The sequence below is a fragment of the Paenibacillus naphthalenovorans genome (genome assembly GCF_900099895.1).
GTDB lineage: Bacteria > Bacillota > Bacilli > Paenibacillales > NBRC-103111 > Paenibacillus_G > Paenibacillus_G naphthalenovorans.
In genome coordinates this window covers 1-22,005 of sequence record NZ_FNDY01000011.1, presented here as the reverse complement: position 1 = coordinate 22,005, position 22,005 = coordinate 1, and the positions used below count along the sequence as shown (strand labels likewise).

Sequence of the window (22,005 nt, the reverse complement as noted above, 5' to 3'; positions counted from 1 at the left end):
AATAGTTAATTAGATTAAAAGTTAATCTTATAAATCATATCTTTCGCATGGCTCGTCATGATTCACAGTCATACAGTCACAGGATTGGATAACTAGATGAATAAGAGGCTGAAGAATCGAAACCTATATATTTCTGTTTTAGCAAAGTTCATACTTAGTCATCTCTTTTCATTGGGGTGGTTGTTCTTCTCCATTTGGATTTCTCAACGATGGATTATGGAATTAGGACAGATCGTGAGTATCCCGGCGGCGATCCTGATCATTGCCGGCATTGCCTATATTCCCGGCTATATGAACAGTTTCTTGGTTTCAAGTCTTCTTTTGGATAGACAACCGCCTTTTAAACATCAGTATCCGGCAAACGATATTACGGTTCTGATTACAGCTCACAATGAAGAGAAAGGAATACGAGATACGTTAAGGCAGATCAGTTGCCAGGATTATGAGGGAAGCATCCACGTTCTTCTTGTCGATAATCATTCCACGGACCGTACGGTGCAAGCAGCCCAAGATGCCGCAAAGGAATTCGGCCTTTCGCTGCAAATCATCCCTGAATGGAATAAGGGCAAACACCATGCTCTAAATAAAGGGCTAAAGTATGTTAAAACTCCATATATGGTTACGCTGGATGCGGATACCTTGCTGCATAAAACGGCTCTCCGGTTTATTGTGAGCCGAATGCTTTCTGCCCCAAAAGAGGTTTGTGCCGTCGCGGGAACGGTATTGGTTCGGAACAGCAGAGACAATATGCTGTCAAAGCTGCAGGAATGGGATTACTTTTTGGCCATTTCTTCTGTAAAAAGGCTTCAAGGTCTCTATCAACAGACGCTGGTAGCACAAGGGGCGTTTAGCTTGTATAAAACCGAAGTAGTCAAGGAAATCGGAGGATGGCCGGACGTGATCGGAGAGGATATCGTGCTGACCTGGAAATGCCTGAAGGCCGGCTATAAGGTATACTTTGAACCTTTAGCGGTAGCATTTACAACGGTTCCCGTCTCGTTGGACCATTTTGCCAAACAACGCAGCAGGTGGGCCCGCGGAATGATCGAAGGGCTTAAAACGGTAAAGCCTTGGCAGCAGCCCAACGTGTTTGCGAAATTTTTAACGGGGATCAATTTTGTCATGCCCTTTATTGATGTATCTTACACTTTCTTTTGGATTCCCGGACTCATTTTGTGCTTTTTCGGCGTGTTTTGGATCGTCGGGCCTCTGACGCTTCTCGTCCTTCCGATCACGCTTTTGAGTTATTTCGTTCTGTATCAATTTCAGAAAAATGTCTTTAAGTCGTTGGGTCTTCGGATCCGGAAAAACAAGTTGGGCTTTGTTCTATTTGTGTTGGGATATCAAATGCTGACAAGTCCCATTGCAGTCTGGGGGTATTTGCAAGAAGCCTTTCAGCTGAAACGGGTTTGGAAATAAGAAGCTCATGCGGGATGCAAGAGCTTCTTTCTTTATCACAAAATAAAACCTGCTTTGTCGGTTATCCATGAATAGCCTCGTTAGAGGGTTTCTTATTGAGCGTGCAGGAGATATGCAGGAGTGCCGGGGGGATACTTAAAGAGTAAACACGTGCTGGTCGATACGGACTTTTATCGGACGGCTCTTGCTCCAGGCCGATGTTGCAATCTTGGGATTGTAGTAAAAGAGAGCTCCGTTCGTCGGATCCGATCCGTTTAAAGCGGCCCTGGCCGCCTGGTAGGCGGAAGGTCCCGGCGTCAGGTTGTACTGTCCGTCCAGAATGGCGGAGAATTGAACCGGTTGAAAAATGACCTCCGTAATGGAATCGGGAAATGCATTGGACTGCACCCGATTGAGGACGACCGCGCCTACGGCAATTTGGCCCTGAAGCGATTCGCCTCTGGCCTCGGCATGGATCAATCGTGCCAATTGCTCCAATACATTTTGCTTTGGAGCGGCCGATTGTTTCAATAGCGATAAGGTCTTGGAATCGGCCGTACCGCTAACAGGCAAGCCGGACTGTTTTTGAAATTTTTTTACCGCTTCGTATGTAATCGATCCATAGTAGCCGGTTGCGCCGGCCTGAAAGTAGCCAAGCGTACTAAGCCGCAGCTGCAAGTCGAGGACATGCTCGCTTTGCGTGCCCTTCTCCAGCGCTGCTGCACCGGCCGGCATCGCCATGGCCGTAAGGCCAAGGAAACCACCGATTAATGCGGCAATGACGGAACTTTTCTTCATCGTATTCAAACAACCTCCTATTCCTTTTTGGGATCGCCTGCTGTGACGGCATGGCGTGTTCAGGGATGTTCATCCGACCGGGGAAGTCACCGTACACGCTCAAAACAATAAGGCCGGAACAGCTCCCGACGGTCCTCAAAGGGTTCGAAGCCGTTGTCTGATTTTAGCCCGGGTTCTATGTTTTTTAATAATTATTAGAAAATTTGGATCGATTTTTTAACCCGGTCCCTGATGTTTTTCCATTCTGCCAGATGCTTCTCAAGGTTGTCGATCAGCTGATCGACGTCCTTCAAAAAAACGTCCTTATGGTTTGTATTGATGTCCATGTTGTCTGCGGGCACCGGAGTATGGGCTAGAAGGGAGGCGAGTAATCGCTGCAGCTGATCCTCTATCGGTGCTGCCGACCGCTGTTCTTGTTGTTCATTCTTATCCGGCTTCGTATCCTTTTTCCGGGTTGCGTTCTTCGTCGCCTTCGGTACGGCGCTCTTTTCCCTTTCCGCTTTATTTTGTTCATATATGGACCAGGTTTCAAGCAATGCGGGCCCTGTTTTGTACAATAGCTTGTCTTTCGTTGCTGAAGAGATACTTTTATCCTTAAATAATCGGGCGATCTTTTTGACATCACTCACAGGCATCTCGTCTCTGGCGATAATCAAGGCGAGCGGATCCCGGTACTCGATCGGCAAATCTTTAATGGGCAGCAGCTGATCTTCCGTCAGTTTGTCTTTTCGGATTTCCGTTCCGCTCACGATGAGCTTTTTTACGGCCATGCCGAACTTCAGCAGATCACACTTGTTTTTGATGTAGGCTTCCGGCTTGCCAAGCTTGCTGGACAGATATTTGATCGAGCTGCTGAACTTAGGATCGTGAAGAAGCTTGTTGAACGCCTCGGCTTCTTCAATGGGGGAGAAACCTTCTCTCGTCAAATTTTCCGCAATTTGTTCCAGATAAATTTCCGTTTCATCCGTTACGGTAGAGACAAGACAAGGGATCGTAGGGCGCCCCAGCATTTTGCAGGCTTTGTATCTACGGTTCCCGTATATGATTTTATAGCGGCCGTTACCCGTGGCTCTGACTTTAATGGGTGACAGCAGGCCAAGCTCTTCAATGCTTTTCATTAATTCCTGCAGTGCTTCCTCGTCAAATTGATATCTGGGCTGATCGGTATCCTCATCAATCAGGTCGGTTAAAATGTCGGTTATTTCCATTAGGCATTCGATCTCCTATCGTTCGATTTCATCCCGGAGAGAAGTCCCGGGCGGGGGACATGCGCATATCAATATTATATAACATGGTCCCTTCGGAGGAAATGCGTGCTATGTATACTATATCTTTCATCTACAAAGGCGAGGGCGTTACCTGGGTGCCTCCTGGTTATATTGACTTTTCATAAAATCAACAAAAGCCTTCACCACGGACAGCTCCAAAGCCGCATGACGATGGGTCATCCAGGTTTTCCGGGAGATGGGCTGGTTCTCTTCGGAGTATAGGTCAATGGTATGCAAGGAATCGATTTCGCTGAGACTGATGCTGGGAATGATAGCATAACCCAATCCATTCTTGACGAGCTCGACACAGGTATCGATTCGGTCGACATCCATGGTGATCAGAGGGGGGTGATGAAAGGTTTTGTGCCACCAATGATCGATGGTTTGCTTGAGATGGCTGTCCGTTTTGTAGTTGATTCTTGCTAAAGTCGGCAGGTCCTCCAGATGGATAGGCTCTTTTGAAGCTATGGTAACGGGTTCTTCGTATAAAAAATAATGGTGCTCATGCCAATGATGATCCCCGCGCACAATGCCGATGTGGACTTCATCCTTATACAAATAATTCATGACTTCCGTGCTCCATCCGGTTTTTACTATAATTTCAACATCCGGGTAAAGCCTTACAAATCGTTTGAGCAAAGCGGGCAGGCGATATCGTGCGAAATTGCTTGAAACACCCAGCCTCAGCGTACCTTGAACCTGATGGCCCATGTTTTGTATTTTCTCTTTTGTTTTTCGGATTTCATGCAAAATTTGATCGGCCAGCTTGACAAGACATTCCCCCTCGGCAGTAAATTCAACACCTTTCTTTCCTCTGGAGATGATGGGGGTATTAAAATATTTTTCCAGATTTTGAATCCGATACGTAATGGCCGGCTGGGAAATATACAGGATTTCAGCGGTTCTGCTGATATTTTTTTCCGTATACAGCGTTTTTAGCAGTAAAAAGTCTTTTTCATCCATTTGAGGGCTCCTTTTTAAATAAAACTTATGGATAATGATAAGAATTAAATATTTTTGTTATCAATGGGATTATATTACAATACCCTTACGCGGAAAAGCAACCAGCTGCATGGGGGAGGTAACATTTCCTGATGATTGAAACGGGCGCAGGTTGCGTTCGGCCGCAGTTTCACAAGCACAAAAAAATGATGTAAGGAGGGTATTCTTACAATGTTATTGAAAGCGCTGTCAAACAAGGTTTGGAAGATCATGCTGTCGGGATTGCTTACTCTTGGTTTAGCCGCATGCGGCAATTCATCGGAACCGAAAGTGCAGATTGTACATTCGGGGCCGGTACAGGCGAGCAAAGCATCCAGCTATCCCGATAAGCCGATAACCATGATTGCTCCTTCCGGACCGGGAGGCGGTTGGGACAGAACGGCAAGGGTGACGGCCAAAGTATTAACCGAAACCAAATTAATCAGCAAGTCCATGACGGTGGAGAACAAGCCGGGCGGCGGCGGAGCGGTGTTTTTGGCAGACTATGCGACGAAGGATAAAAAGAACAATTACAAGCTTTTTATCAGCTCGCCTCCAATCCTGCTCAATCATCTGAAGAAAGAAGGAAACAGTCCTTTCGGTTACAGGGATACGACGCCTCTGGCACAGTTGATTAAAGACTACGGGGCGATCGTGGTGAACGCCGATTCCAAATTCAAGGATTTGAAATCGCTGATCGATGCGTTAAAGGCTGATCCATCCCAAGTCACGTTTGCAGGAGGTTCCGCTCCGGGGTCCATGTACCATATGGTGTCTGTGCTTCCCGCATTGAAAAGCGGCATCGATGCGAAGAAAATCAAGTACGTTTCTTACGATGGCACGGGTGAATCGATGACGGCTCTATTGGGCGGCCATGCGGATGTGCTTAGTACGGACGCTTCCAGTCTGGGGGATTACCTGAAAGCGGGTAAAATCCGGGTGTTGGCGGTAGCCTCGCCGTCCCGTTTAGGCGGAGAGTTAAAGGACGCACCGACAATGAAGGAGCAGGGGGTAGATGCTGAATTTAACATATGGAGAGGCGTGTTCGGTCCCAAGGAGATGGGTAAGGATGCCTTTGACTATTGGGAAGCGAAGCTCAAAGAGATGGTCCAATCGGAAGCTTGGCAAAGAGAGCTTAAAGCCAACAATTGGGAGGGCGATTATAAGAACCCGGCTGATTTTAAAGCATTCCTGAAAAAACAGGAAGCGCAAATTAAGGAGTTATTAACAGCGATAGGTATGGAAAAATAATGCCTATTCGCCATAAAAGTATAAACAAAACTTATTACATTTCATAAAATATGAATATTATATTTATGATGACGATTGATATAGACTATTAACAAGGTGATTATCACCTTGCACATCTTTACCCCAAAAAAGTCCCCGGAGGTAGGAATCATGTCGAATGAATATCCTTTACAGTATGATGTGGTTGTTGTAGGCGCAGGCAATGCGGCACTCTGTGCCGGGATATCCGCTAAAGAGGAAGGCGCCAATGTCTTAATCCTGGAAAGAGGGCCGCAGCATAAGCGCGGCGGAAATTCCTTTTTTACGGACGGCGCTATAAGGACTGCCTTTCAAAATCTGGATGATATCCGGGAAATTATCCCGGAAATGACGGATGAAGAAGCCGCTAGAATTCAGATCCCTATCTATCATGCAGAAGATTTTTACAATGATCTGATGAGGGTAACCGGCGGCAAAAGCGATCCTCAATTAGCGAAATACATGACGGGACAATCCACTCAGGTGGTCAAATGGATGCAGCGCAATGGAGTGATCTTTGAGCTCAATGAGAACCAATCCTTTGAGAAGGATGGGATACTGACCTTCTGGGGCAACCTTCCTCTTAAAACGCAAAATAAAGGGGTCGGGCTCATTGAACAATTGAATAAACGTGCAGAAGAACTGGGAATTGATATCTGGTATCAGTCTCGAGCCGTCAAGCTGGTGGAGGAAAACAATCAAATTACGGCGATTCAAATTGAACAGCCGGACGGGGTCGTGACCGTACGTACGGGAAGCGTTATTTTGGCTTGCGGCGGTTTTGAGGCGAATAAAACAATGCGCGCCAGGCATCTTGGTTCCGAATGGAACGCTGCGATTGTAAGAGGTACCGAGTATAACACCGGGGATGGGCTTATGATGGCGTTGGATATCGGAGCGCAGCCTTACGGCGATTGGGCTGGATGCCATTCCATCGGGACAGACTGCAAAGCACCGGAGGTAGGCGATTTTTCCAAGCCGGGGGACATTTACAAAAAGTCCTCTTTTCCGCTTGGCCTCCTGATCAACAAAGAGGGAAAGAGATTTGTCGACGAGGGTGCCGATTTCCGGAATTATACGTACGCCAAATATGGACGGGAAGTTTTAAAGCAGCCGGGCGGCATGGCTTATCAAATTTTCGATGCCCAGGTGTATCCTCTGCTCCGCAAGGAGTATCTGATCGGGGAAGCCACGTTTGTAAAAGCGGACACGATCGAAGAATTAGCGGACATGCTTGAGGTAGATAAGACGCAATTCTTACAAACGATCCGGGAGTTCAATCAAGCTGTGCAGGAAGGCGCCTACAATCCTACCGTGAAAGATGGGAAAGGTACGGCCGGAATTACACCGCCTAAATCGAACTGGGCGCTGCGGCTGGAAGAAGGACCCTTCTATGCTTATCCGGTTACTTGCGGGATTACGTTTACCTTTGGCGGTATCCATGTGAATACGCATGGAGAAGTTCTCGGCAAAGAGGGTACGCCTATTCCGGGTCTCTATGCCGCAGGTGAAATGGTGGGCGGATTATTCTATGAAAATTATCCCGGAGGATCAGGATTAATGTCAGGCGCCGTTTTTGGTAAAGCAGCCGGAGCCTCCGCTAGCCGCTATGTAAGAGAGAAAACGCAATCAGCGGCAAGTCAATAAAAACAATCGTTTGAACAACAGCTTGTCACTTTCGTTATCAGCCCTTGAATCTCCCAAGCAGGAGAGTTCTAGGGCTTTATTCATATGTGGACGAAAGTGCCAAATAGTGCTAAAATTCTACGGATATAGGGGACTTGGATGTGAGATCACGCTTCCGGTTTCATTGGTAGTCCGGCGTACATGCGGCGGAAAGCCGAAGGATCAATAAATGGATGATTTAGGGGGGAATCATCGGTGACATCACTCCATGGAAAAACAGCCTTCGTCACTGGAGCTGCTTCAGGTATCGGTCGTGCATCGGCTATCCAATTAGCCCGTCATGGAGCTAACGTTTGTCTGGTTGATATTCAGGAAGAGGGATTGAACCAGGTAAAAGAAGAGCTGGAAAGGTTAAAATGCAATGTGATCGCCGTAACGGCTGATGTTACAGACTATGTCAGCATGAAGTCGGCGTTCCATCAATTTCAGCGGTGGGGAAAACAACTTGACATTTTGTTTTCCAATGCCGGCGTTGTAGGTCTGCTTACTCCGATAGAAGATATGCCCGAGGAAGAATGGGATCGAATTATGACGGTCAATGTAAAGGGAGCTTTTTTGACAGTGAAATACGCGATCCCCTTCATGAAAGACAATGGGGGATGCATTATTGTAACGAGCTCCATACACGGCAACCGTATTTTTAACAGCTACGGGATGTCGGTCTATTCCACTTCCAAGGCCGCATTGACGGCTTTCGCCAAAACGGCCGCTTTGGAATTGGCACGCTACAAAATTCGTGTGAATGTCATTAGCCCGGGTGCTGTTGAGACCGGTTTGAATGATCATTTGGTTCGATCAGACGAGCTTTCGAAAGTCATTATCCCCGTGGAGTACCCTGAGGGTAAATACCCTTTTGGCATAGGCCATGCCGGTCAAATTGCTGATCTGGTTACCTTTCTGGCTTCGGAGCAAGCGGCTTATATCTCCGGTACAGAAATTTATATTGATGGAGCAAGATCTCTAATATAAACAATCAGAATGGGAGAGAAGCAGACATGAGTTATTTAGAAATCGCTTGCAAGGCGGCAAAAGAAGCAGGCAGAATGATTCGTTCCCGAGCGGGAGGTGAACTGGCCGCAGAAGAGAAAAGCTCAAGCTTTGATGTGGTGACCGAATTTGATAAAAAAGCGGAGCAGCTGATCCGTGCTTCTATATTGGAGGCCTATCCCGATCACGCTTTTCTTGGCGAAGAAGAGACCTACCATTCCTCCCGTCCTCTGCACGAAGTTCTTGAAGCGGCGGTTGACGTTCCATTCTTATGGATTGTAGATCCGATCGACGGAACGACAAATTTTGTACATGGGATTCCGGGGTTTACAGTTTCCATTGGGCTGGCTTGCAAAGGGGAGCTTGTACTCGGTGTCGTATATGATCCAAGTCGGGATGAATTGTTCTGGGCAGAACAAGGCAAAGGGGCCTATCTTAACGGTAATCCGATAAAGGTATCGGCAGCGGAACATGCCGCTGAATGCGTAATCGCCACCGGGTTTATGCCGGCGTACAGGGAGCTGAATATTCCTAGCTTAGCCTCCTTCGGCAAGCAATTCCGGGGAATTCGGGTGCTTGGCTCGGCCGCTTTACATATGGCTTATGTGGCCTGCGGCAGACTCGGGGCATTCTGGCAGTACGGCTTAAATGCCTGGGATTTGGCTGGAGGTGTCGTGCTTGTGAGGGAGGCCGGCGGCATGGTGACCGACATCGGAGGAGGCGAGTTTGGCCTGTCTGTTCAACATATCATCTGCAGCAACGGGAAGGTGCATCCTGCCATGATCAGCTGCTTAAAGCAGAACGTACAATAAGGGTCGAATCAAAACTTAAAAAGACAAATGGACAGTCGGTATTTGACTGTCTTTTTGTTTGTATTTTTTTCACAAACCGGTATCGCTTACCCCCATTTACAAAGTAAGGCTCATCGGCATGGCTATGATCCGATCGCTTCAAGGACGCCTGTTATGGGTCTTTTTTGCTCTTGTGAACCATAGAATATAGTAAACATGATTGTTGTGATTCATGGTCAATAGAAAAGGGCCGAGGCTGCTTTGGTTTGTCCCGGCCGCTTTACTTTGACTTATCCAAGCAAAAGAACCAGTTTATGCAAAGGTGAGGGATCGGATGACGAATTTCGATGTACAGCAGTTGATAGAATCGTGCAGGTTGACCAAGTGTACGGATCAAATGATCAAGAGTCTGGGACAGCCGGAGAATGCGGACATCCCGGTTGCCGAGCCCTGTAGTGAAGACGAGGCAGCCGGGATTTTGCGCCACGCCAGCGGCAGGGGGCTTGCCGTGATTCCCATGGGCAGCGGGAACCAGCTGCACATGGGAGAGAATCCGCGGAGAGTGGATTTTTTGCTATCCTCCAGGCAGCTTACAGGGATTGTGGAGCATTCGGCGGGGGATCTTACGATCACCGTACGGGCAGGGACTCCTTATTCCGAAATTCAGACTTATCTTAGAGAGCACAGCCAATTCATTCCCATCCAGCCGCCTGCCGCAGATGATTCAACGGTTGGAGGGCTCGTGGCGACGGCCGCGAGCGGTCCGGAAAGAATATTATACGGATCCTGGCGGGACAATGTGCTTGGTCTCCGAGTAGTATACCCGAACGGAAACGTGATTCGCACGGGGGGCAAGGTGGTGAAGAATGTCGCGGGTTATGACATGAACAAATTGTTTGTCGGCTCATATGGATCTTTAGGCTTCATCAGTGAAGTCACCTTGAGGGTACGCCCCTATCCGAAGCACAAGGAGATACTCATAGCACAAAGTGATCGTCTGAAAGAGCTGACTGAACTTGCCGCTTTAGTGCTCGCCTCGGAATGTATTCCAAGCCGTCTGGAGCTGTCATCCAATCCTGCGGCAGGAGGGTATGAGCTCGCGATCGGCTGTGATGAAGTGGGGAGCGCTGCCAGTTATCAGGCGGAGCGGATTCGCGCTCTTGCCGGCACCCTGGGAGCTGCCGTTGAATTTACCCGTCTCATGAATGAACCGGTAGAGCCATATGAGCTTCAATACCGGACCCGATGGAAGGGGCTGGAGCCCGATTCTTTGCTGTTAAGAGCGGCTTGTCCGATCCCGGACATGACGGACCGGCTCTCTTTGTTCGAGAAGGAGGCGTCTGCACGGAACGTTTCAATGGAATTTGCCGCAAGTCTGGGTGTCGGAACGCTCCGCATTCGCCTTCGTTCAACGGTTCCTTCTGCGTTGGTTGAGACAGCGCTGCGGTTAAGAGAGCTGTCGGAAGAGCGAGGGGGCTACCTGGTCGTGGAATACGGGGAGGCCCCGCTTAAAAAGGAAATTGGAGTATGGGGTACGATCCAAAACGGACTTTCGATCATGAAAGGCATCAAACAAACCGTCGATCCGGCTTGCATTCTAAGTCCGGGACGTTATGCAGGAGGGCTGTAGCGTGAACAACCATTTCAAGTGGCCGGATCCGCCCGGTGCAGATAAATATTCCGTGTGTGTGCATTGCGGGTTGTGCTTGCAGGCATGCCCCACTTATCTGGAAACAGGCAATGAGGCGCAATCTCCCAGAGGACGCGTGGATTTAATTAAAGCGGTCTCCGAGGGGCGCATGGCGATCAATGAATCTTTTATCGATCCTGTATTTCGCTGTCTGGATTGCCGGGCTTGCGAAACGGCGTGTCCATCGGGGGTGCAGGTGGGGATCTTGATCGAGGAGGCACGGGGCCAAATCCGCCAGGCTGAGCCTCTGACAGGCTTGAAAGGGATGGTGAGCGGCGTTTTTCTGAAGGGCATATTCCCGAAACCCGGCCGATTGAAAGCCTTGGGCAAACTGACCCGATTTTATCAAAAATCCGGAATGCGGAAGCTGGTCCGCGGTACCGGAGCCATCAAGCTGTTCCCCAAGCATTTGCAGGACATGGAAAGGGTCATGCCGGAGGTGTCCGCCCGCACTTCACGGGAAGCGCTTCCTGCGCTTCTTCCGGCCGTCGGAGTCAAACGGGGCACCGTCGGGCTGATCCTCGGCTGTGTAATGGATGTCCTTTATTCCGATATTAATCTGGCCACGGCTCGTGTGCTGGCGCGCAACGGATTTGATGTCATGGTCCCCCAGGACCAGACCTGCTGCGGAGCCCTTCAGGTACACGCGGGGGAACGGCCTACGGCCAAGATGATGGCTAAGCAGAACATCGACGCTTTCCTGAAAGCCGGAGTGGATTATATCATTATTAATGCGGCCGGCTGCGGCGCGACGTTGAAAGAGTATGAAGAATTGATGCACAGCGATCAGGAGTATGCCAGCAAAGCCGGGCAGTTTGTAAGCAAAGTCCGGGACATCGCCGAATTTCTGGTAGAGGTCGGTTTTGAACCACCAAAGGGTAAAATAGACGCAAAGGTTACCTATCATGACGCATGCCATCTTGCCCATGCCCAAAAGGTTCGAACCCAACCGCGCCAGCTGCTGCGTTCCATTCCGGGAGTGGAGCTGATCGAAATGCGGGATTCCGATGTGTGCTGCGGGTCTGCGGGGATTTACAACCTGACCCATCCAGACATGGCTGAACCTATCCTGGAGAAAAAAATGGCCAATGTCCCTCCGGAGGCCGCGTGCCTTGTCATGGGCAACCCGGGCTGTATGATGCAGATGTCCGTAGGTGTTCACCGGAAGGCCATGGATCAGGAAGTTGTGCATACGATTACCCTTATGGATCGGGCATACGAGGCGGAAAAGAGGACGGGAACATGAACCAGGAACAATTGGTTGCCGAACTGCAGAGAATCGTAGGTCCCAAGGAAGTGATCCATAAACCGGATGATCTTATTGCTTATGAATGTGACGGATTTACGATTGTTCGCGCCCGTCCGCGGGCCGTCGTTTTTCCTAATAATACCCAACAGGTTGCTGCCGTAGTGAAATTGCTTCACGATAACGGGATTCCGTTTATTCCCCGCGGTGCCGGAACAGGGCTCTCCGGAGGGGCTACGCCCATAAACGGCGAGGTATTGATCAGCCTCGTTAAGATGAACCGGCTGTTGAGCGTGGATTTCAAGAACCGGACGGCGGTGGTGGAGCCGGGACATGTCAATTTGAAGCTAACGAATGCCATAGCGCATGAAGGCTATTATTATGCTCCGGATCCCTCAAGCGGCATGTCCTGTACGATTGGCGGAAACGTAGGGGAGAATGCCGGCGGGCCGCATTGTCTGAAATACGGGGTCACCAGCAACCATGTCCTCGGTGTTGAAATGGTCATGCCCGACGGTGAAATTGTAACGTTAGGCGGCGCAGTACCCGACATGCCCGGCTATGATCTCACGGGCTTAATCGTAGGCTCGGAAGGCACAATGGGCATCGTCACCAAGATCGTCGTCCGGATTCTCAAGAAGCCGCAGGGCGTCAAAACCGTGGTTGCCCTGTATGATTCGGTGGACGATGCGAGCCAGACGGTCTCCGCTGTCATTGCAAGCGGTATCATCCCCGGAGCGCTCGAAATGATGGACCGTGTCGCCATTGAAGGGGTGGAAGCGGGAAATTACCCTGTCGGCTACCCGAAGGATCTGGCGGCCGTGCTCCTGATTGAATTGGATGGCCTTACCGCCGGTATGGAAGCGATGGCGGAGCAGATTGTCGACATTTGCAGGCAATATCACGTCCGTGAAGTGCGGGTGGCGCAATCGGACAAGGAAAGAACGCTTTGGTGGGCCAACCGCAAAACGGCATTTGGAGCGATGGGGAAAATCTCCCCGGATTACATGGTGCAGGACGGGGTCATTCCCCGCAGCCGGCTGCCGGAAGTGCTGCGGCGGATTTCGGATATCAGCAGGAGATCCGGGCTGCGTATCGCCAATGTATTCCACGCCGGAGATGGAAACCTGCACCCGCTTATTTTGTTTAATTCAGCCAACCCGGGAGAAACGGAGCTGGCCGTGAAGGTTGGCTCGGAAGTGCTGCAAGTGTGCGCCGACGTGGGAGGCACCATAACAGGCGAGCATGGGGTAGGAATCGAGAAGCAGCATGACATGCCCAAAATCTTCACGCAAGAAGAGATCGATGCCCAAGTGGAGATCATGCGGGTGTTCAATCCCCATAATCTGTGCAATCCGGATAAGCTGTTCCCCAAGCCTTCGCGCTGCGTAGAAGTGAAGAGAGCGGCGCATACGCATTGAAGCTGAGCGAGGCGTCCGACGCTTCTGGTTGACGAGTTTACTCTATTTAAAGCGGGTGCTGAGGCAAGCGCCCGCTTTAAACATGAGTACGGCTTTTTTTATATGAAGGGTGATTGACGTTTTGGCTTCCATCGGTTTAAAGTGATTCTGAAAGGCGTCTGCGTTTGAAGTCCTAATCTATGGAAATAATAAAAGAATTGGAAGATGCCGATGCACGATTAAACCAAGGGAAAAGGAAGCTTGAACATGAAAAACACAGCCTTACTTCGAGATCCGAAACAACGCAAATTGCTGTTCAGCGCCGGTCTAAGCTGGCTGTTCGATGCGATGGACGTGGGAATCATCTCGTTTATCGTGGCTGCCTTGGCTGTCGAATGGAATCTGGCCGCACAGCAGATTGGACTGCTAACGGCCCTGAATTCGATCGGAATGGCTGTAGGAGCGGCCGTTGCGGGTTCTCTTGCGGACCGTTATGGACGCCGGTCCATTTTGATTTGGACGCTTCTTATTTTCTCTGCAGCCAGCGGGTTGTCCGCTCTGGCCACCAGCTTTGCCGTTTTATGTGTCCTGCGTTTTGTGACCGGATTCGGTCTTGGGGGCGAGCTTCCGGTTGCCTCGACGCTCGTTTCCGAGTCCGTACCAGCTCATGAGAGAGGCCGTGCGGTTGTGCTTCTCGAAAGCTTCTGGGCGGGCGGTTGGATCGTCGCGGCGCTGATTGCCTATTTTGTCATTCCGCATTACGGCTGGAGGACGGCCTTTATTATCGGTGCATTACCGGCTTTGTATGCTTTGTACCTCAGACGGGCTATTCAGGATTCTCCCCGCTATATCGGGCAGCGGAGCCGGAAGCTCTCGTTTATGGAACGGGCGGCATCCGTATGGTCGCCCAAACACCGCAGGTCAACCGTCACACTCTGGATTGTGTGGTTCACCGTGGTATTTTCCTATTACGGCATGTTTCTGTGGCTTCCGACGGTTATGGTCATGAAGGGCTTCGAGCTGGTGAAGAGCTTTCAATACGTCTTGATCATGACCCTCGCACAGCTGCCGGGATACTTTACCGCCGCTTACTTTATTGAAACTTTAGGCCGCAAGTTTGTGCTTGTTGCCTATTTGCTGCTGACGGCAGCAAGCGCCGCATGGTTCGGCAGTGCCGAAACGGAAGGCATGCTGATGGCGGCCGGAATTTGTCTTTCCTTCTTTAATCTTGGCGCATGGGGAGGACTCTATGCCTACACGCCGGAATTGTACCCGACGTCGGTTCGCTCTACCGGTGTCGGACTTGCCTCCTCCTTCGGCCGGATCGGAGGCATCATCGGGCCATTCCTTGTAGGTATCCTATTGGCGCGAGGGCTTCCGATGACCTTTATATTTATGGTGTTTTTTGTTTCGATTGTCATCGGAGCATTAGTCGTACTGTTCTTAGGTAAAGAAACCAAAGGAACAGATCCGGATCAAGACACCGATGTTCGCATGGCCTAATGAAACGGTTGTCGCTATAAGCTTACATAACATTGGGGGCTCTTTATGCTTCATTGTGAAGAGGTCGCGATCCCCGCACATGACGGCTCTTGGAAATAGGGATTGTGCTCTTGACAGGATCGCTGTAGTATTACTTATCAGAAGGACTTTTTCCATATGCCGTAAATTTATGCCGTAAATTAATGATGACGAGAGGTGATTTCAATGGGAAAATGCAGTATTGATCATTCTCATGAAGATGTGGCACAAAAGCTCGAAAGCCAAAAAGAGTTTTTACCCGAATCCTTAACTGCGGATCTGCAGCAGTTTTTGCTGAGAGAACATTCGCAGCAAACCTTAAACGAACTATTTCACCTGCTGAAAAAATATGATCTTGCGTCTAAAGAAGAGCGGGAAGAGAGAAACGTAAAATTAAAACAGCTTACGGGCTAAGAAAAGAACGAGAGCGCAGCATAGGCTCTCGTTTTTTATTCATGCTGCAGGTTTATTTAGAACATTAATGCAATGCTATGCTAAAGTGTGATCGGGTCCGCCTGTGATCTAAAAAAAGGGTTGACTTTGACGCTGCGTAAAGGTTTACCGTTATTTATGTCAGGGGGTGAACAGATGGAATATACCGTGCAAAAGCTTGGACAATTGGCAGGGATCAGCACCAGAGCGCTTCGCTATTATGATGAAATCGGCATCCTTAAGCCGGCAAGAATCAACTCATCAGGGTACCGGATCTATGGTCAGGCGGAAGTTGACAGATTGCAGCAAACAATCGATGATCGATGAGAATGAAAAAAGTACGGTAAAGAAATTCGTGAAAAATATGGAGAAGATTCCGTAAACCAATCCAATGAAATGCTTAAAAATATGACACAAGAAGAGTATGAAGAAGCAATGCGTCTGGCCAATGAAGTGACTGCATACCACATTCGACTGCGGTATGGTAAACTTTAGATTCCGAATACAATCTGTCGAAGGGGGGAAATGATGAACTGGATTGCCAAACAGCTCTATTATAAGGTTCAAAGGCAGATGACAGGCATCTCACAAATAACGGAAGCGCAAGAGCGGTGGATGTATTTGTATGAAGACAAAGTTGTGACACACTATCGGGAATTTCCCATTCATGAAGTATTTGATATATCTTATCGAAAGTTGGGCGGTACGGAAGGGATTTTGTATTTGCATACTAAGCAGGGCGTTTATTCCTACATGGTCAAAGCAGATCCTTCTGAATTTGTCGAGGCTTTCAAGCAGCTGGAGTCCAGTTCCTGAAGCCCTCCGGAAAATGCAAAAATCCCCCGGGTTCTCCGGGGATTTGCGCTTTCCGCTTCGCAGCATATGCTTATGCTACTTATGCTACGGCAATCATTAGAATGATCCAACCCGCCAAGAAGGCAAGCCCTCCAAGCGGTGTTATCGCACCCAGCTTTCTAACGCCGGATAAACTTAAAGCATACAGGCTGCCGGAGAACAGAAATATCCCGGCGAACAGGACATAACCGGCCATGATGACGAGAGAAGAATTCTCTACGCTTTCCGAGATCGGTCCGAGCAAAAGCAGACCGAGCGCATGGGCGATATGGTATTGGATTCCCGTCTGGTACACCTTCATCATGTCTTCGGACAACCTTTTCTTTAAGGCATGCGCCCCAAAAGCGCCTAAAGCAACCGCGATGAACATATTCAAGCTTCCGAGCATAATTAACGTCTTCATGAACAACGCCTCCATACAAGATAGTACCGAACCGGAGGCTATTTCGTCAAATCCGCCCGTCCGCTAGAGGAGTCCGGATTTGCCGGTTAAACCCTATGAACCCTAGTAAAAAGGAGAAATGAAACATGTCTGTAATGAACATATTAAAAAGCCGCAGAGCAGTAAGAAACTATGAGCCGAAAGAAGTCGAAACCGAGAAAATCACCAGGCTGCTGGAAGCGGCTGTTTGGGCGCCCAATGATCGTTTGCGCGAGCCGTGGCATTTTTATGTGATCCGTGGGGAAGCCAAGACGCGATATGAGCAAATTGCCCGCGAATTTCTGGAAGAACGATTCCCGACAAAGCCTCATTTGGTCAAGGAATCGATCGCCGTGCTGGAATCAACGCCGCTTGTCATTGTAGTCACCTCGGATATCATTCCTGGTGATGAGGCGTCCTCGGAGGATAACGAATACGCCGTTGCATGTGCCATTCATTCCATGTGGCTTGCTGCACAGGAGCTTGGGCTGGGACTGGTGTGGCGGACAAGAGGAATCGGCCTTGCCAGAGACGAACGATTACATAAGCTGATCGGATCACCCGAGAATCGCAAAATTGTCGGCTCCGTCTTTGTGGGCTATCCGGCCGCAGACAGTCCGGAAACCAAACGGACGGCAATCGAAGACAAAACTACCTGGTTGTAAGACGGTCAGGCAACCCCGGTTCGGCACTCTTCCGAATTTATCCCAAATTTTCACTCCGGCCCGCGTGTTAACGCGGGTTCGACTGTTGAGCAGGGCTCAACAGTCTTTTTTTTTCAATATGAGTTTCTCGACTCCGCGGCAACTATCATTACTGGAAATATATGGAAAGTCTGAAGGAAGGGGGGATTTATTTGCGAGAGTTCATTTTTATAGATTACTAATTGATCTGTCTATACATATCAAAACTGAAGTGAATATAGTAATAGTCAATAGCTATTATTGAAAGGAGGGTCGGGATGTTATTTCAAAGAATCAAGGGACTGGTGAGCATCATTATTCCATGTTATAACGCATCCCCTTATCTATTGGATTGTTTAAACAGCATCGTGTCACAAAGTTATCGTGATCTTGAAATCGTCATCGTGAATGACGGTTCAACCGATAATACAAAGTCCGTGATTCAAACATGGTTAAATACGACTGAAGTTAAGGAACGGTTTGCAACGAAACATCGAATCCAAATCCTGAATTTACCTTATAATACCGGATATGCCGGGGCGAATTCGATAGGTTTGTTTTTAGCCAGGGGAGAGTATATTGCAATTCAAGACGCCGATGATTTGTCGCATCCGGATCGTATTTGTAAACAAATGGAGTTCCTCAGACAACATCCACAGGTAAATCTAGTAGGAACCAGCATCGCGGAATTTCGATCTGGCAACCCGAAAACGAAATTTCAGGTGAAATGGATTAAATACGGATTTGATCAAATTAGACAAAGCTATGAAAACGGAAGTTCAGGCGCTTGCTACGGCACTTTGTTATTTCAAGGAGAGGTTTTTGATCGGGTAGGCGGTCTATTCCGTTCACTTCGGGGCAAGCGCAAGGTTACCGGGCATGATTACTTTTTTATTTTTCGTTGCTTGAAAGAGGGCTATAGGATTGAGAATATTCCGGAAGTACTTTACTATTACCGCTTGCACCCAGACCAAATGTCCGGCAGAGGAAACAAATAAGAGAGGAAGGTGGAATCATTGAATAAACATCGAGGAGATTTTTCGAATTTTGAAAAAGGACTTGAGACCAGCAGAGCAAAGCTTACTCAGGCTCTTGCCGATTCGCAGGATATCACATTTATTACTTGCGGCGGAAATATAGGGGATTATTTAATTTGGGCCGGCACGAGACAGCTCTTGACACAAGTAAGTTACAAGGAAATAACAAAAGAAGGTCTTATAAAAGCCGAGGGGCATACGGCACTTATGACGGGAAGCGGCGGATGGTGCAAATCGCATGGTTCGATGCCAAAGCTTCTGCCCGAAATTGAGAAAAGATTCGAGAAAGTCATCGTTCTTCCTTCCTCTTTTGATCGTGATTTATATACAGTTCAGCGTGTGCTTTCGAATACTCGCGCACTGGTTTTTGCCAGAGAGGAAGAATCGTATCGTCAGATTAAAGACTTATGTCATGCCGATATTGCGTATGACTGTGCCTTATTTTTTGATTTTGCTCCATACCGGGCACCTGGCAAAGGGGAGCTTGTCGCTTATCGCACCGATGGGGAATCTGCTCGTTCAGCAGTTCCGAACAATAATTATGATATATCCAGAAGATCTATTTGTAAAAATCATGAAGATTGGCTTCGAATCATCGCCCGATACGAATCTGTAAGAACAGACAGGGCACATGTTATGATCGCGGCGGCAATGCTTGGAAAAAAAGTACTATATTCATCTTCCAGCTATCATAAAGTTCCCGAAATTGCTAAATTTTCGCTCAAAGATTTTCCGGTTTATCCTGAATAAAAAATAACCTTCGCAGGCAGTCAGCGCTTGAAAGGAGGCCGTATTTTGTTTAGATTTCGGTTTATTTTAGACTATTTTCAACTGCCGTTTGCTACAGGACCTACACTTGCATCAAATATGAGAGCAAAATGGTTATCGCAATTGTGCCCGGAGGATTTGGAAATCGGATTTTCCCCATTCGCCGGACAAAAACCGCTGTATCATTCAGACAAATTCCGGATCGTTCCCAAAAATGAGTCCGGCTGGTGGAACCATTATTATTTTAATTCTTGGCAAATGGAGCAGGAGACCCGCAACTGGAGCCTGGGACCCAACATCAATCCCCAAAAAACAGCAACGCAGCACGTTCCGATTATCGTTAATTCGCAATATCAGAAAAATCAGCTTTTGAAAAGCTGGACAGATTATCCGGATGACTTGATCAAGGTCATCCCCACCATGGTCGATCACGAGCTTTTTAAGCCGGGGCAGAAAAACAGGCAATTCACTGTTGGCTGGATCGGTTATGACCACCCGAGCCGGTCTACCAAAGGAGCGGAAGTCATTCCCTATCTTGCCCGGAGATTCCCGGATATTCAATTTCAGATGATTCATGCCAAACCCCCGGCGTATCGCCATCTTTGGCTGCCGGTCCCGCTCAAAAACCTCACCATCTACGAGCAGGTTCCTCACCACCAGATGAGGGATATGATCAGTCAATGGCATCTGCTTATATGCGGCAGTAAATGGGAGACCGGCGCAACGCACGTCAAGGAGGCGATGGCTTGCGGAGTACCCGTTATCGGGTGCGATGTAGGTGCGCTGCCGGAGGTGGCCGGAAGCCAAATTTTATTGAAACATATGAAATGGGAACCGGTCGAACCGGAGTGGGTTGTGTGGACGCAGGAGTCGCTGGAGCGCTTTGCGGCCGCTTTGGAAGAGGTATTGCACGACTCCCGCCGCTATAAAAAGCTGGTTAAAGACGCTATTGCGGAAAGCCGGAAGTCCAATCCCAAAATTATAGCTTCGCACTGGTTTGATTTTATGTACAAATGCAGAGACTTTCAGCAATAAGCGGTTCATTTTAAGCTATAACATTTAAGGAGGTCCGATTCATGAGTAAAGTTACGGTATTGATTCCATTCTACAATCCGGGAAAATATTTGAAGGAAGCTGTCGAAAGCGTATTGATGCAGACGTATGAGAACTGGAAGCTCATTTTGATAGACGATGGTTCGACGCAGGAATATTTCTCCCAAATTCAATCCTATGTAACAGATAAGCGCATAACCTTAATACGCAACCCCAGAAATCTCGGTCAATCCAAAAGCCTGAATGAAGGCCTGAAATTAGTGGATACACCGTATACCGTCCAATTGGACAGTGACGATTGGTTCTATCCGCATACGCTCGAAGTGCTGGTGAGAGAAGCGGAAAAACAACCTGCTGATGTGGCCGTCGTAAGCGGCAATATCAACATCGTATTTGAGGATGCGTACGGAAATCGCATAGCCAATGACGTAATGAAGGGCAGGTCGTTTCAGGACCGATATGATTTTTTGCTGGCCAACCTTTCTTTATGGCCGCGGTTTTATCGCACCTCGTGCTTGCGGCATATCGGCGGCTGGCCGACGGATGATCCTTATGAAGGCAGACATTTGGAGGACAAGCGTGTATTGTACCGGCTGATTGAGCATTTCCGTTTTCACTGGGTCGATCACATGCTGTACAATTGCCGCCGGCACAACAATAACCAGACGAATCAGACTGCGGTCTATTCGGAAATGACAAAATGGGCCGTAAATGATGCTTTACGCAGGTGGGGAAGCCGGTATAAACCCGTTTTTTTAACTTACGGGGCAGGATGGACAAAGTTGGATCGACTCATTGAACAAGAAACAATTCCTAAGAAAACAAAATCACCTGTGAAAAAAACTGCAGCCAACGTACTCCCCAGTCCGGTTCTCCAGGTCCAAAATCAATCAACTCATCCCACATCCGCCACCGCCAGTACAAAACCAAATACCGGTTTCGGCACAGGCCCCAACACCGGTCCAGGGACAGCCCCCAACACGGGACCGGGAACGGGTCCGGGAACCGGTCCGGGGACGTGATGACCTATTAACGATCTGGTAACGATCATCGTGCCGACATTCAATAAAGCCAGCTTTATTCAACAAACGCTTCTTTCCATTTATCAGCAATCGTATACCCAATGGCGCTTGCTCGTCATCGACGATGCTTCGACGGACCGGACGCCCGAATTGGTAAAATCCCTTTTGACCACACCCCGGGCCAAACTTGTTCAATACAAAGTAAATCGGGGAATAGGCCACATTTTGAACCAGGCGTTGTCTATGGTGAATACGAAATATTTCATTCAGGTTGACGGAGACGACTGGATCGCTCCCGATACGCTCGAACGCCTTATTCACCGGATGGAGAAGGAGCCGGACTCGGTAGCCTTGGCCTATGCCAATACCATCCATTGGCATCAAATCGGCGGTGTGGACTATTACCATAAACTGGTTCGCCACCGTCCGTTTCGGGACCGCTATGATTTTGCCGCTTACGATCCGATGGTGCAGCCGCGATTTTATCGCACGGCATGCGTGCGACAGGTTGGAGGGTGGGAGGTGGATGATCCTACCCAAGGCCGGATGATGGAGGATCGAAGAATGCTCTTGCGGTTGCTTGACCGGTTTACATTCGCTTATGTAGGGCTTGCTGAATAAACCAAAAATTCTTAATCAACAAGGATTTCTCACCATTACTGTCGAATTTATCTGCAAGGGAAATATGGAAAATCGGTA

The 22,005-nt window shown here is 48.6% G+C and carries 21 protein-coding genes and 1 pseudogene; 18 read left to right on the top strand and 4 right to left on the bottom strand.

The annotated features are described in order from the left end of the window. The first annotated feature begins 96 nt into the window (after positions 1–96). Positions 97–1,419: a glycosyltransferase family 2 protein gene (locus BLT35_RS12785; RefSeq protein WP_074728256.1), complete on the top strand. Its 1,323-nt coding sequence runs from the start codon at positions 97–99 to the stop codon at positions 1,417–1,419. 135 nt (positions 1,420–1,554) lie between these two features. On the opposite strand, the gene BLT35_RS12780 is transcribed toward BLT35_RS12785, so the two are convergent. The 3 genes from BLT35_RS12780 to BLT35_RS12770 all read right to left on the bottom strand — a co-directional run bounded on the left by BLT35_RS12780 (position 1,555) and on the right by BLT35_RS12770 (position 4,427). Further along, positions 1,555–2,196, bottom strand: a complete 642-nt coding sequence (locus BLT35_RS12780) for a cell wall hydrolase (RefSeq protein ID WP_074728254.1) — start codon at positions 2,194–2,196, stop codon at positions 1,555–1,557. Positions 2,197–2,390: 194 nt separating this feature from the next. After that, entirely contained in the window at positions 2,391–3,404 is a 1,014-nt protein-coding gene (locus BLT35_RS12775) for a ParB/RepB/Spo0J family partition protein (protein ID WP_074728251.1), read from the bottom strand. 147 nt (positions 3,405–3,551) lie between these two features. Then, positions 3,552–4,427, bottom strand: a complete 876-nt coding sequence (locus BLT35_RS12770; protein ID WP_074728249.1) for a LysR family transcriptional regulator — start codon at positions 4,425–4,427, stop codon at positions 3,552–3,554. A 210-nt stretch (positions 4,428–4,637) separates the two neighbouring features. On the opposite strand from BLT35_RS12770, the gene BLT35_RS12765 reads away from it, so the two are divergent. From BLT35_RS12765 to BLT35_RS12710, 11 genes and pseudogenes are all read left to right on the top strand, one after another. Further along, positions 4,638–5,696 carry a Bug family tripartite tricarboxylate transporter substrate binding protein gene (locus tag BLT35_RS12765; protein ID WP_074728247.1) on the top strand — a complete coding sequence of 353 codons (1,059 nt, stop codon included), beginning with the start codon at positions 4,638–4,640 and terminating at the stop codon, positions 5,694–5,696. Positions 5,697–5,846: 150 nt separating this feature from the next. Beyond that, positions 5,847–7,361 (top strand): FAD-dependent tricarballylate dehydrogenase TcuA, encoded by a 1,515-nt coding sequence (gene tcuA / locus BLT35_RS12760; protein WP_074728245.1) that lies wholly within the window; start codon positions 5,847–5,849, stop codon positions 7,359–7,361. Between the two features lie 234 nt (positions 7,362–7,595). Further along, the gene (locus tag BLT35_RS12755) at positions 7,596–8,369 is read left to right on the top strand and encodes an SDR family NAD(P)-dependent oxidoreductase (RefSeq protein WP_074728243.1); all 774 of its coding nucleotides are present in this window, start codon (positions 7,596–7,598) and stop codon (positions 8,367–8,369) included. Between the two features lie 26 nt (positions 8,370–8,395). After that, a complete protein-coding gene (locus BLT35_RS12750; RefSeq protein ID WP_062408215.1) occupies positions 8,396–9,199 on the top strand; it encodes an inositol monophosphatase family protein in 804 nt (267 codons plus the stop codon). A 313-nt stretch (positions 9,200–9,512) separates the two neighbouring features. After that, positions 9,513–10,808 carry an FAD-binding oxidoreductase gene (locus BLT35_RS12745; RefSeq protein WP_074728241.1) on the top strand — a complete coding sequence of 432 codons (1,296 nt, stop codon included), beginning with the start codon at positions 9,513–9,515 and terminating at the stop codon, positions 10,806–10,808. Continuing rightward, positions 10,792–12,114, top strand: a complete 1,323-nt coding sequence (locus BLT35_RS12740) for a (Fe-S)-binding protein (RefSeq protein WP_074728239.1) — start codon at positions 10,792–10,794, stop codon at positions 12,112–12,114. The genes BLT35_RS12745 and BLT35_RS12740 overlap by 17 nt, the downstream gene beginning before the upstream one ends. After that, on the top strand, positions 12,111–13,535 hold the full coding sequence (locus BLT35_RS12735; RefSeq protein WP_054817218.1) for an FAD-binding oxidoreductase: 1,425 nt from the start codon (positions 12,111–12,113) through the stop codon (positions 13,533–13,535). The genes BLT35_RS12740 and BLT35_RS12735 overlap by 4 nt, the downstream gene beginning before the upstream one ends. A 246-nt stretch (positions 13,536–13,781) precedes the next feature. Next, positions 13,782–15,017 carry an MFS transporter gene (locus BLT35_RS12730; RefSeq protein WP_062408222.1) on the top strand — a complete coding sequence of 412 codons (1,236 nt, stop codon included), beginning with the start codon at positions 13,782–13,784 and terminating at the stop codon, positions 15,015–15,017. 204 nt (positions 15,018–15,221) lie between these two features. Beyond that, positions 15,222–15,449 (top strand): group-specific protein, encoded by a 228-nt coding sequence (locus tag BLT35_RS12725; protein ID WP_074728237.1) that lies wholly within the window; start codon positions 15,222–15,224, stop codon positions 15,447–15,449. 174 nt (positions 15,450–15,623) lie between these two features. Continuing rightward, positions 15,624–15,923 (top strand): annotated as a pseudogene (locus tag BLT35_RS26245) (MerR family transcriptional regulator); the annotation flags it as partial. Between the two features lie 72 nt (positions 15,924–15,995). After that, positions 15,996–16,283, top strand: coding sequence for a hypothetical protein (locus BLT35_RS12710; RefSeq protein ID WP_062408226.1), 288 nt, complete (start codon positions 15,996–15,998; stop codon positions 16,281–16,283). Positions 16,284–16,362: 79 nt separating this feature from the next. Here the strand turns inward: BLT35_RS12710 and BLT35_RS12705 are convergent, their stop codons facing one another. Further along, complete coding sequence (locus tag BLT35_RS12705; protein WP_054817221.1) at positions 16,363–16,725, bottom strand: DUF423 domain-containing protein; 363 nt, start codon at positions 16,723–16,725, stop codon at positions 16,363–16,365. Positions 16,726–16,850: 125 nt separating this feature from the next. On the opposite strand from BLT35_RS12705, the gene BLT35_RS12700 reads away from it, so the two are divergent. From BLT35_RS12700 to BLT35_RS12675, 6 genes are all read left to right on the top strand, one after another. After that, positions 16,851–17,408: a nitroreductase family protein gene (locus BLT35_RS12700; protein WP_062408228.1), complete on the top strand. Its 558-nt coding sequence runs from the start codon at positions 16,851–16,853 to the stop codon at positions 17,406–17,408. A 296-nt stretch (positions 17,409–17,704) separates the two neighbouring features. Next, complete coding sequence (locus tag BLT35_RS12695; RefSeq protein WP_062408230.1) at positions 17,705–18,424, top strand: glycosyltransferase family 2 protein; 720 nt, start codon at positions 17,705–17,707, stop codon at positions 18,422–18,424. Between the two features lie 18 nt (positions 18,425–18,442). Continuing rightward, complete coding sequence (locus BLT35_RS12690; RefSeq protein WP_062408232.1) at positions 18,443–19,213, top strand: polysaccharide pyruvyl transferase family protein; 771 nt, start codon at positions 18,443–18,445, stop codon at positions 19,211–19,213. Positions 19,214–19,258: 45 nt separating this feature from the next. Next, on the top strand, positions 19,259–20,266 hold the full coding sequence (locus BLT35_RS12685; protein ID WP_074728235.1) for a glycosyltransferase family 4 protein: 1,008 nt from the start codon (positions 19,259–19,261) through the stop codon (positions 20,264–20,266). A 41-nt stretch (positions 20,267–20,307) separates the two neighbouring features. Continuing rightward, the gene (locus BLT35_RS12680; protein WP_083351286.1) at positions 20,308–21,306 is read left to right on the top strand and encodes a glycosyltransferase family 2 protein; all 999 of its coding nucleotides are present in this window, start codon (positions 20,308–20,310) and stop codon (positions 21,304–21,306) included. 30 nt (positions 21,307–21,336) lie between these two features. Next, the gene (locus tag BLT35_RS12675; RefSeq protein WP_074728231.1) at positions 21,337–21,927 is read left to right on the top strand and encodes a glycosyltransferase family 2 protein; all 591 of its coding nucleotides are present in this window, start codon (positions 21,337–21,339) and stop codon (positions 21,925–21,927) included. Positions 21,928–22,005 lie beyond the last annotated feature (78 nt).

What these genes read in the sequence shown, in the direction of transcription:
- BLT35_RS12785 (WP_074728256.1), top strand. Translation starts at nt 97, where the DNA reads ATGAATAAGAGGCTGAAGAATCGAAACCTATATATTTCTGTTTTAGCA.
- BLT35_RS12780 (WP_074728254.1), bottom strand. Translation starts at nt 2,196, where the DNA reads ATGAAGAAAAGTTCCGTCATTGCCGCATTAATCGGTGGTTTCCTTGGC.
- BLT35_RS12775 (WP_074728251.1), bottom strand. Translation starts at nt 3,404, where the DNA reads ATGGAAATAACCGACATTTTAACCGACCTGATTGATGAGGATACCGAT.
- BLT35_RS12770 (WP_074728249.1), bottom strand. Translation starts at nt 4,427, where the DNA reads ATGGATGAAAAAGACTTTTTACTGCTAAAAACGCTGTATACGGAAAAA.
- BLT35_RS12765 (WP_074728247.1), top strand. Translation starts at nt 4,638, where the DNA reads ATGTTATTGAAAGCGCTGTCAAACAAGGTTTGGAAGATCATGCTGTCG.
- tcuA (WP_074728245.1), top strand. Translation starts at nt 5,847, where the DNA reads ATGTCGAATGAATATCCTTTACAGTATGATGTGGTTGTTGTAGGCGCA.
- BLT35_RS12750 (WP_062408215.1), top strand. Translation starts at nt 8,396, where the DNA reads ATGAGTTATTTAGAAATCGCTTGCAAGGCGGCAAAAGAAGCAGGCAGA.
- BLT35_RS12745 (WP_074728241.1), top strand. Translation starts at nt 9,513, where the DNA reads ATGACGAATTTCGATGTACAGCAGTTGATAGAATCGTGCAGGTTGACC.
- BLT35_RS12740 (WP_074728239.1), top strand. Translation starts at nt 10,792, where the DNA reads ATGCAGGAGGGCTGTAGCGTGAACAACCATTTCAAGTGGCCGGATCCG.
- BLT35_RS12735 (WP_054817218.1), top strand. Translation starts at nt 12,111, where the DNA reads ATGAACCAGGAACAATTGGTTGCCGAACTGCAGAGAATCGTAGGTCCC.
- BLT35_RS12730 (WP_062408222.1), top strand. Translation starts at nt 13,782, where the DNA reads ATGAAAAACACAGCCTTACTTCGAGATCCGAAACAACGCAAATTGCTG.
- BLT35_RS12725 (WP_074728237.1), top strand. Translation starts at nt 15,222, where the DNA reads ATGGGAAAATGCAGTATTGATCATTCTCATGAAGATGTGGCACAAAAG.
- BLT35_RS12710 (WP_062408226.1), top strand. Translation starts at nt 15,996, where the DNA reads ATGAACTGGATTGCCAAACAGCTCTATTATAAGGTTCAAAGGCAGATG.
- BLT35_RS12705 (WP_054817221.1), bottom strand. Translation starts at nt 16,725, where the DNA reads ATGAAGACGTTAATTATGCTCGGAAGCTTGAATATGTTCATCGCGGTT.
- BLT35_RS12700 (WP_062408228.1), top strand. Translation starts at nt 16,851, where the DNA reads ATGTCTGTAATGAACATATTAAAAAGCCGCAGAGCAGTAAGAAACTAT.
- BLT35_RS12695 (WP_062408230.1), top strand. Translation starts at nt 17,705, where the DNA reads ATGTTATTTCAAAGAATCAAGGGACTGGTGAGCATCATTATTCCATGT.
- BLT35_RS12680 (WP_083351286.1), top strand. Translation starts at nt 20,308, where the DNA reads ATGAGTAAAGTTACGGTATTGATTCCATTCTACAATCCGGGAAAATAT.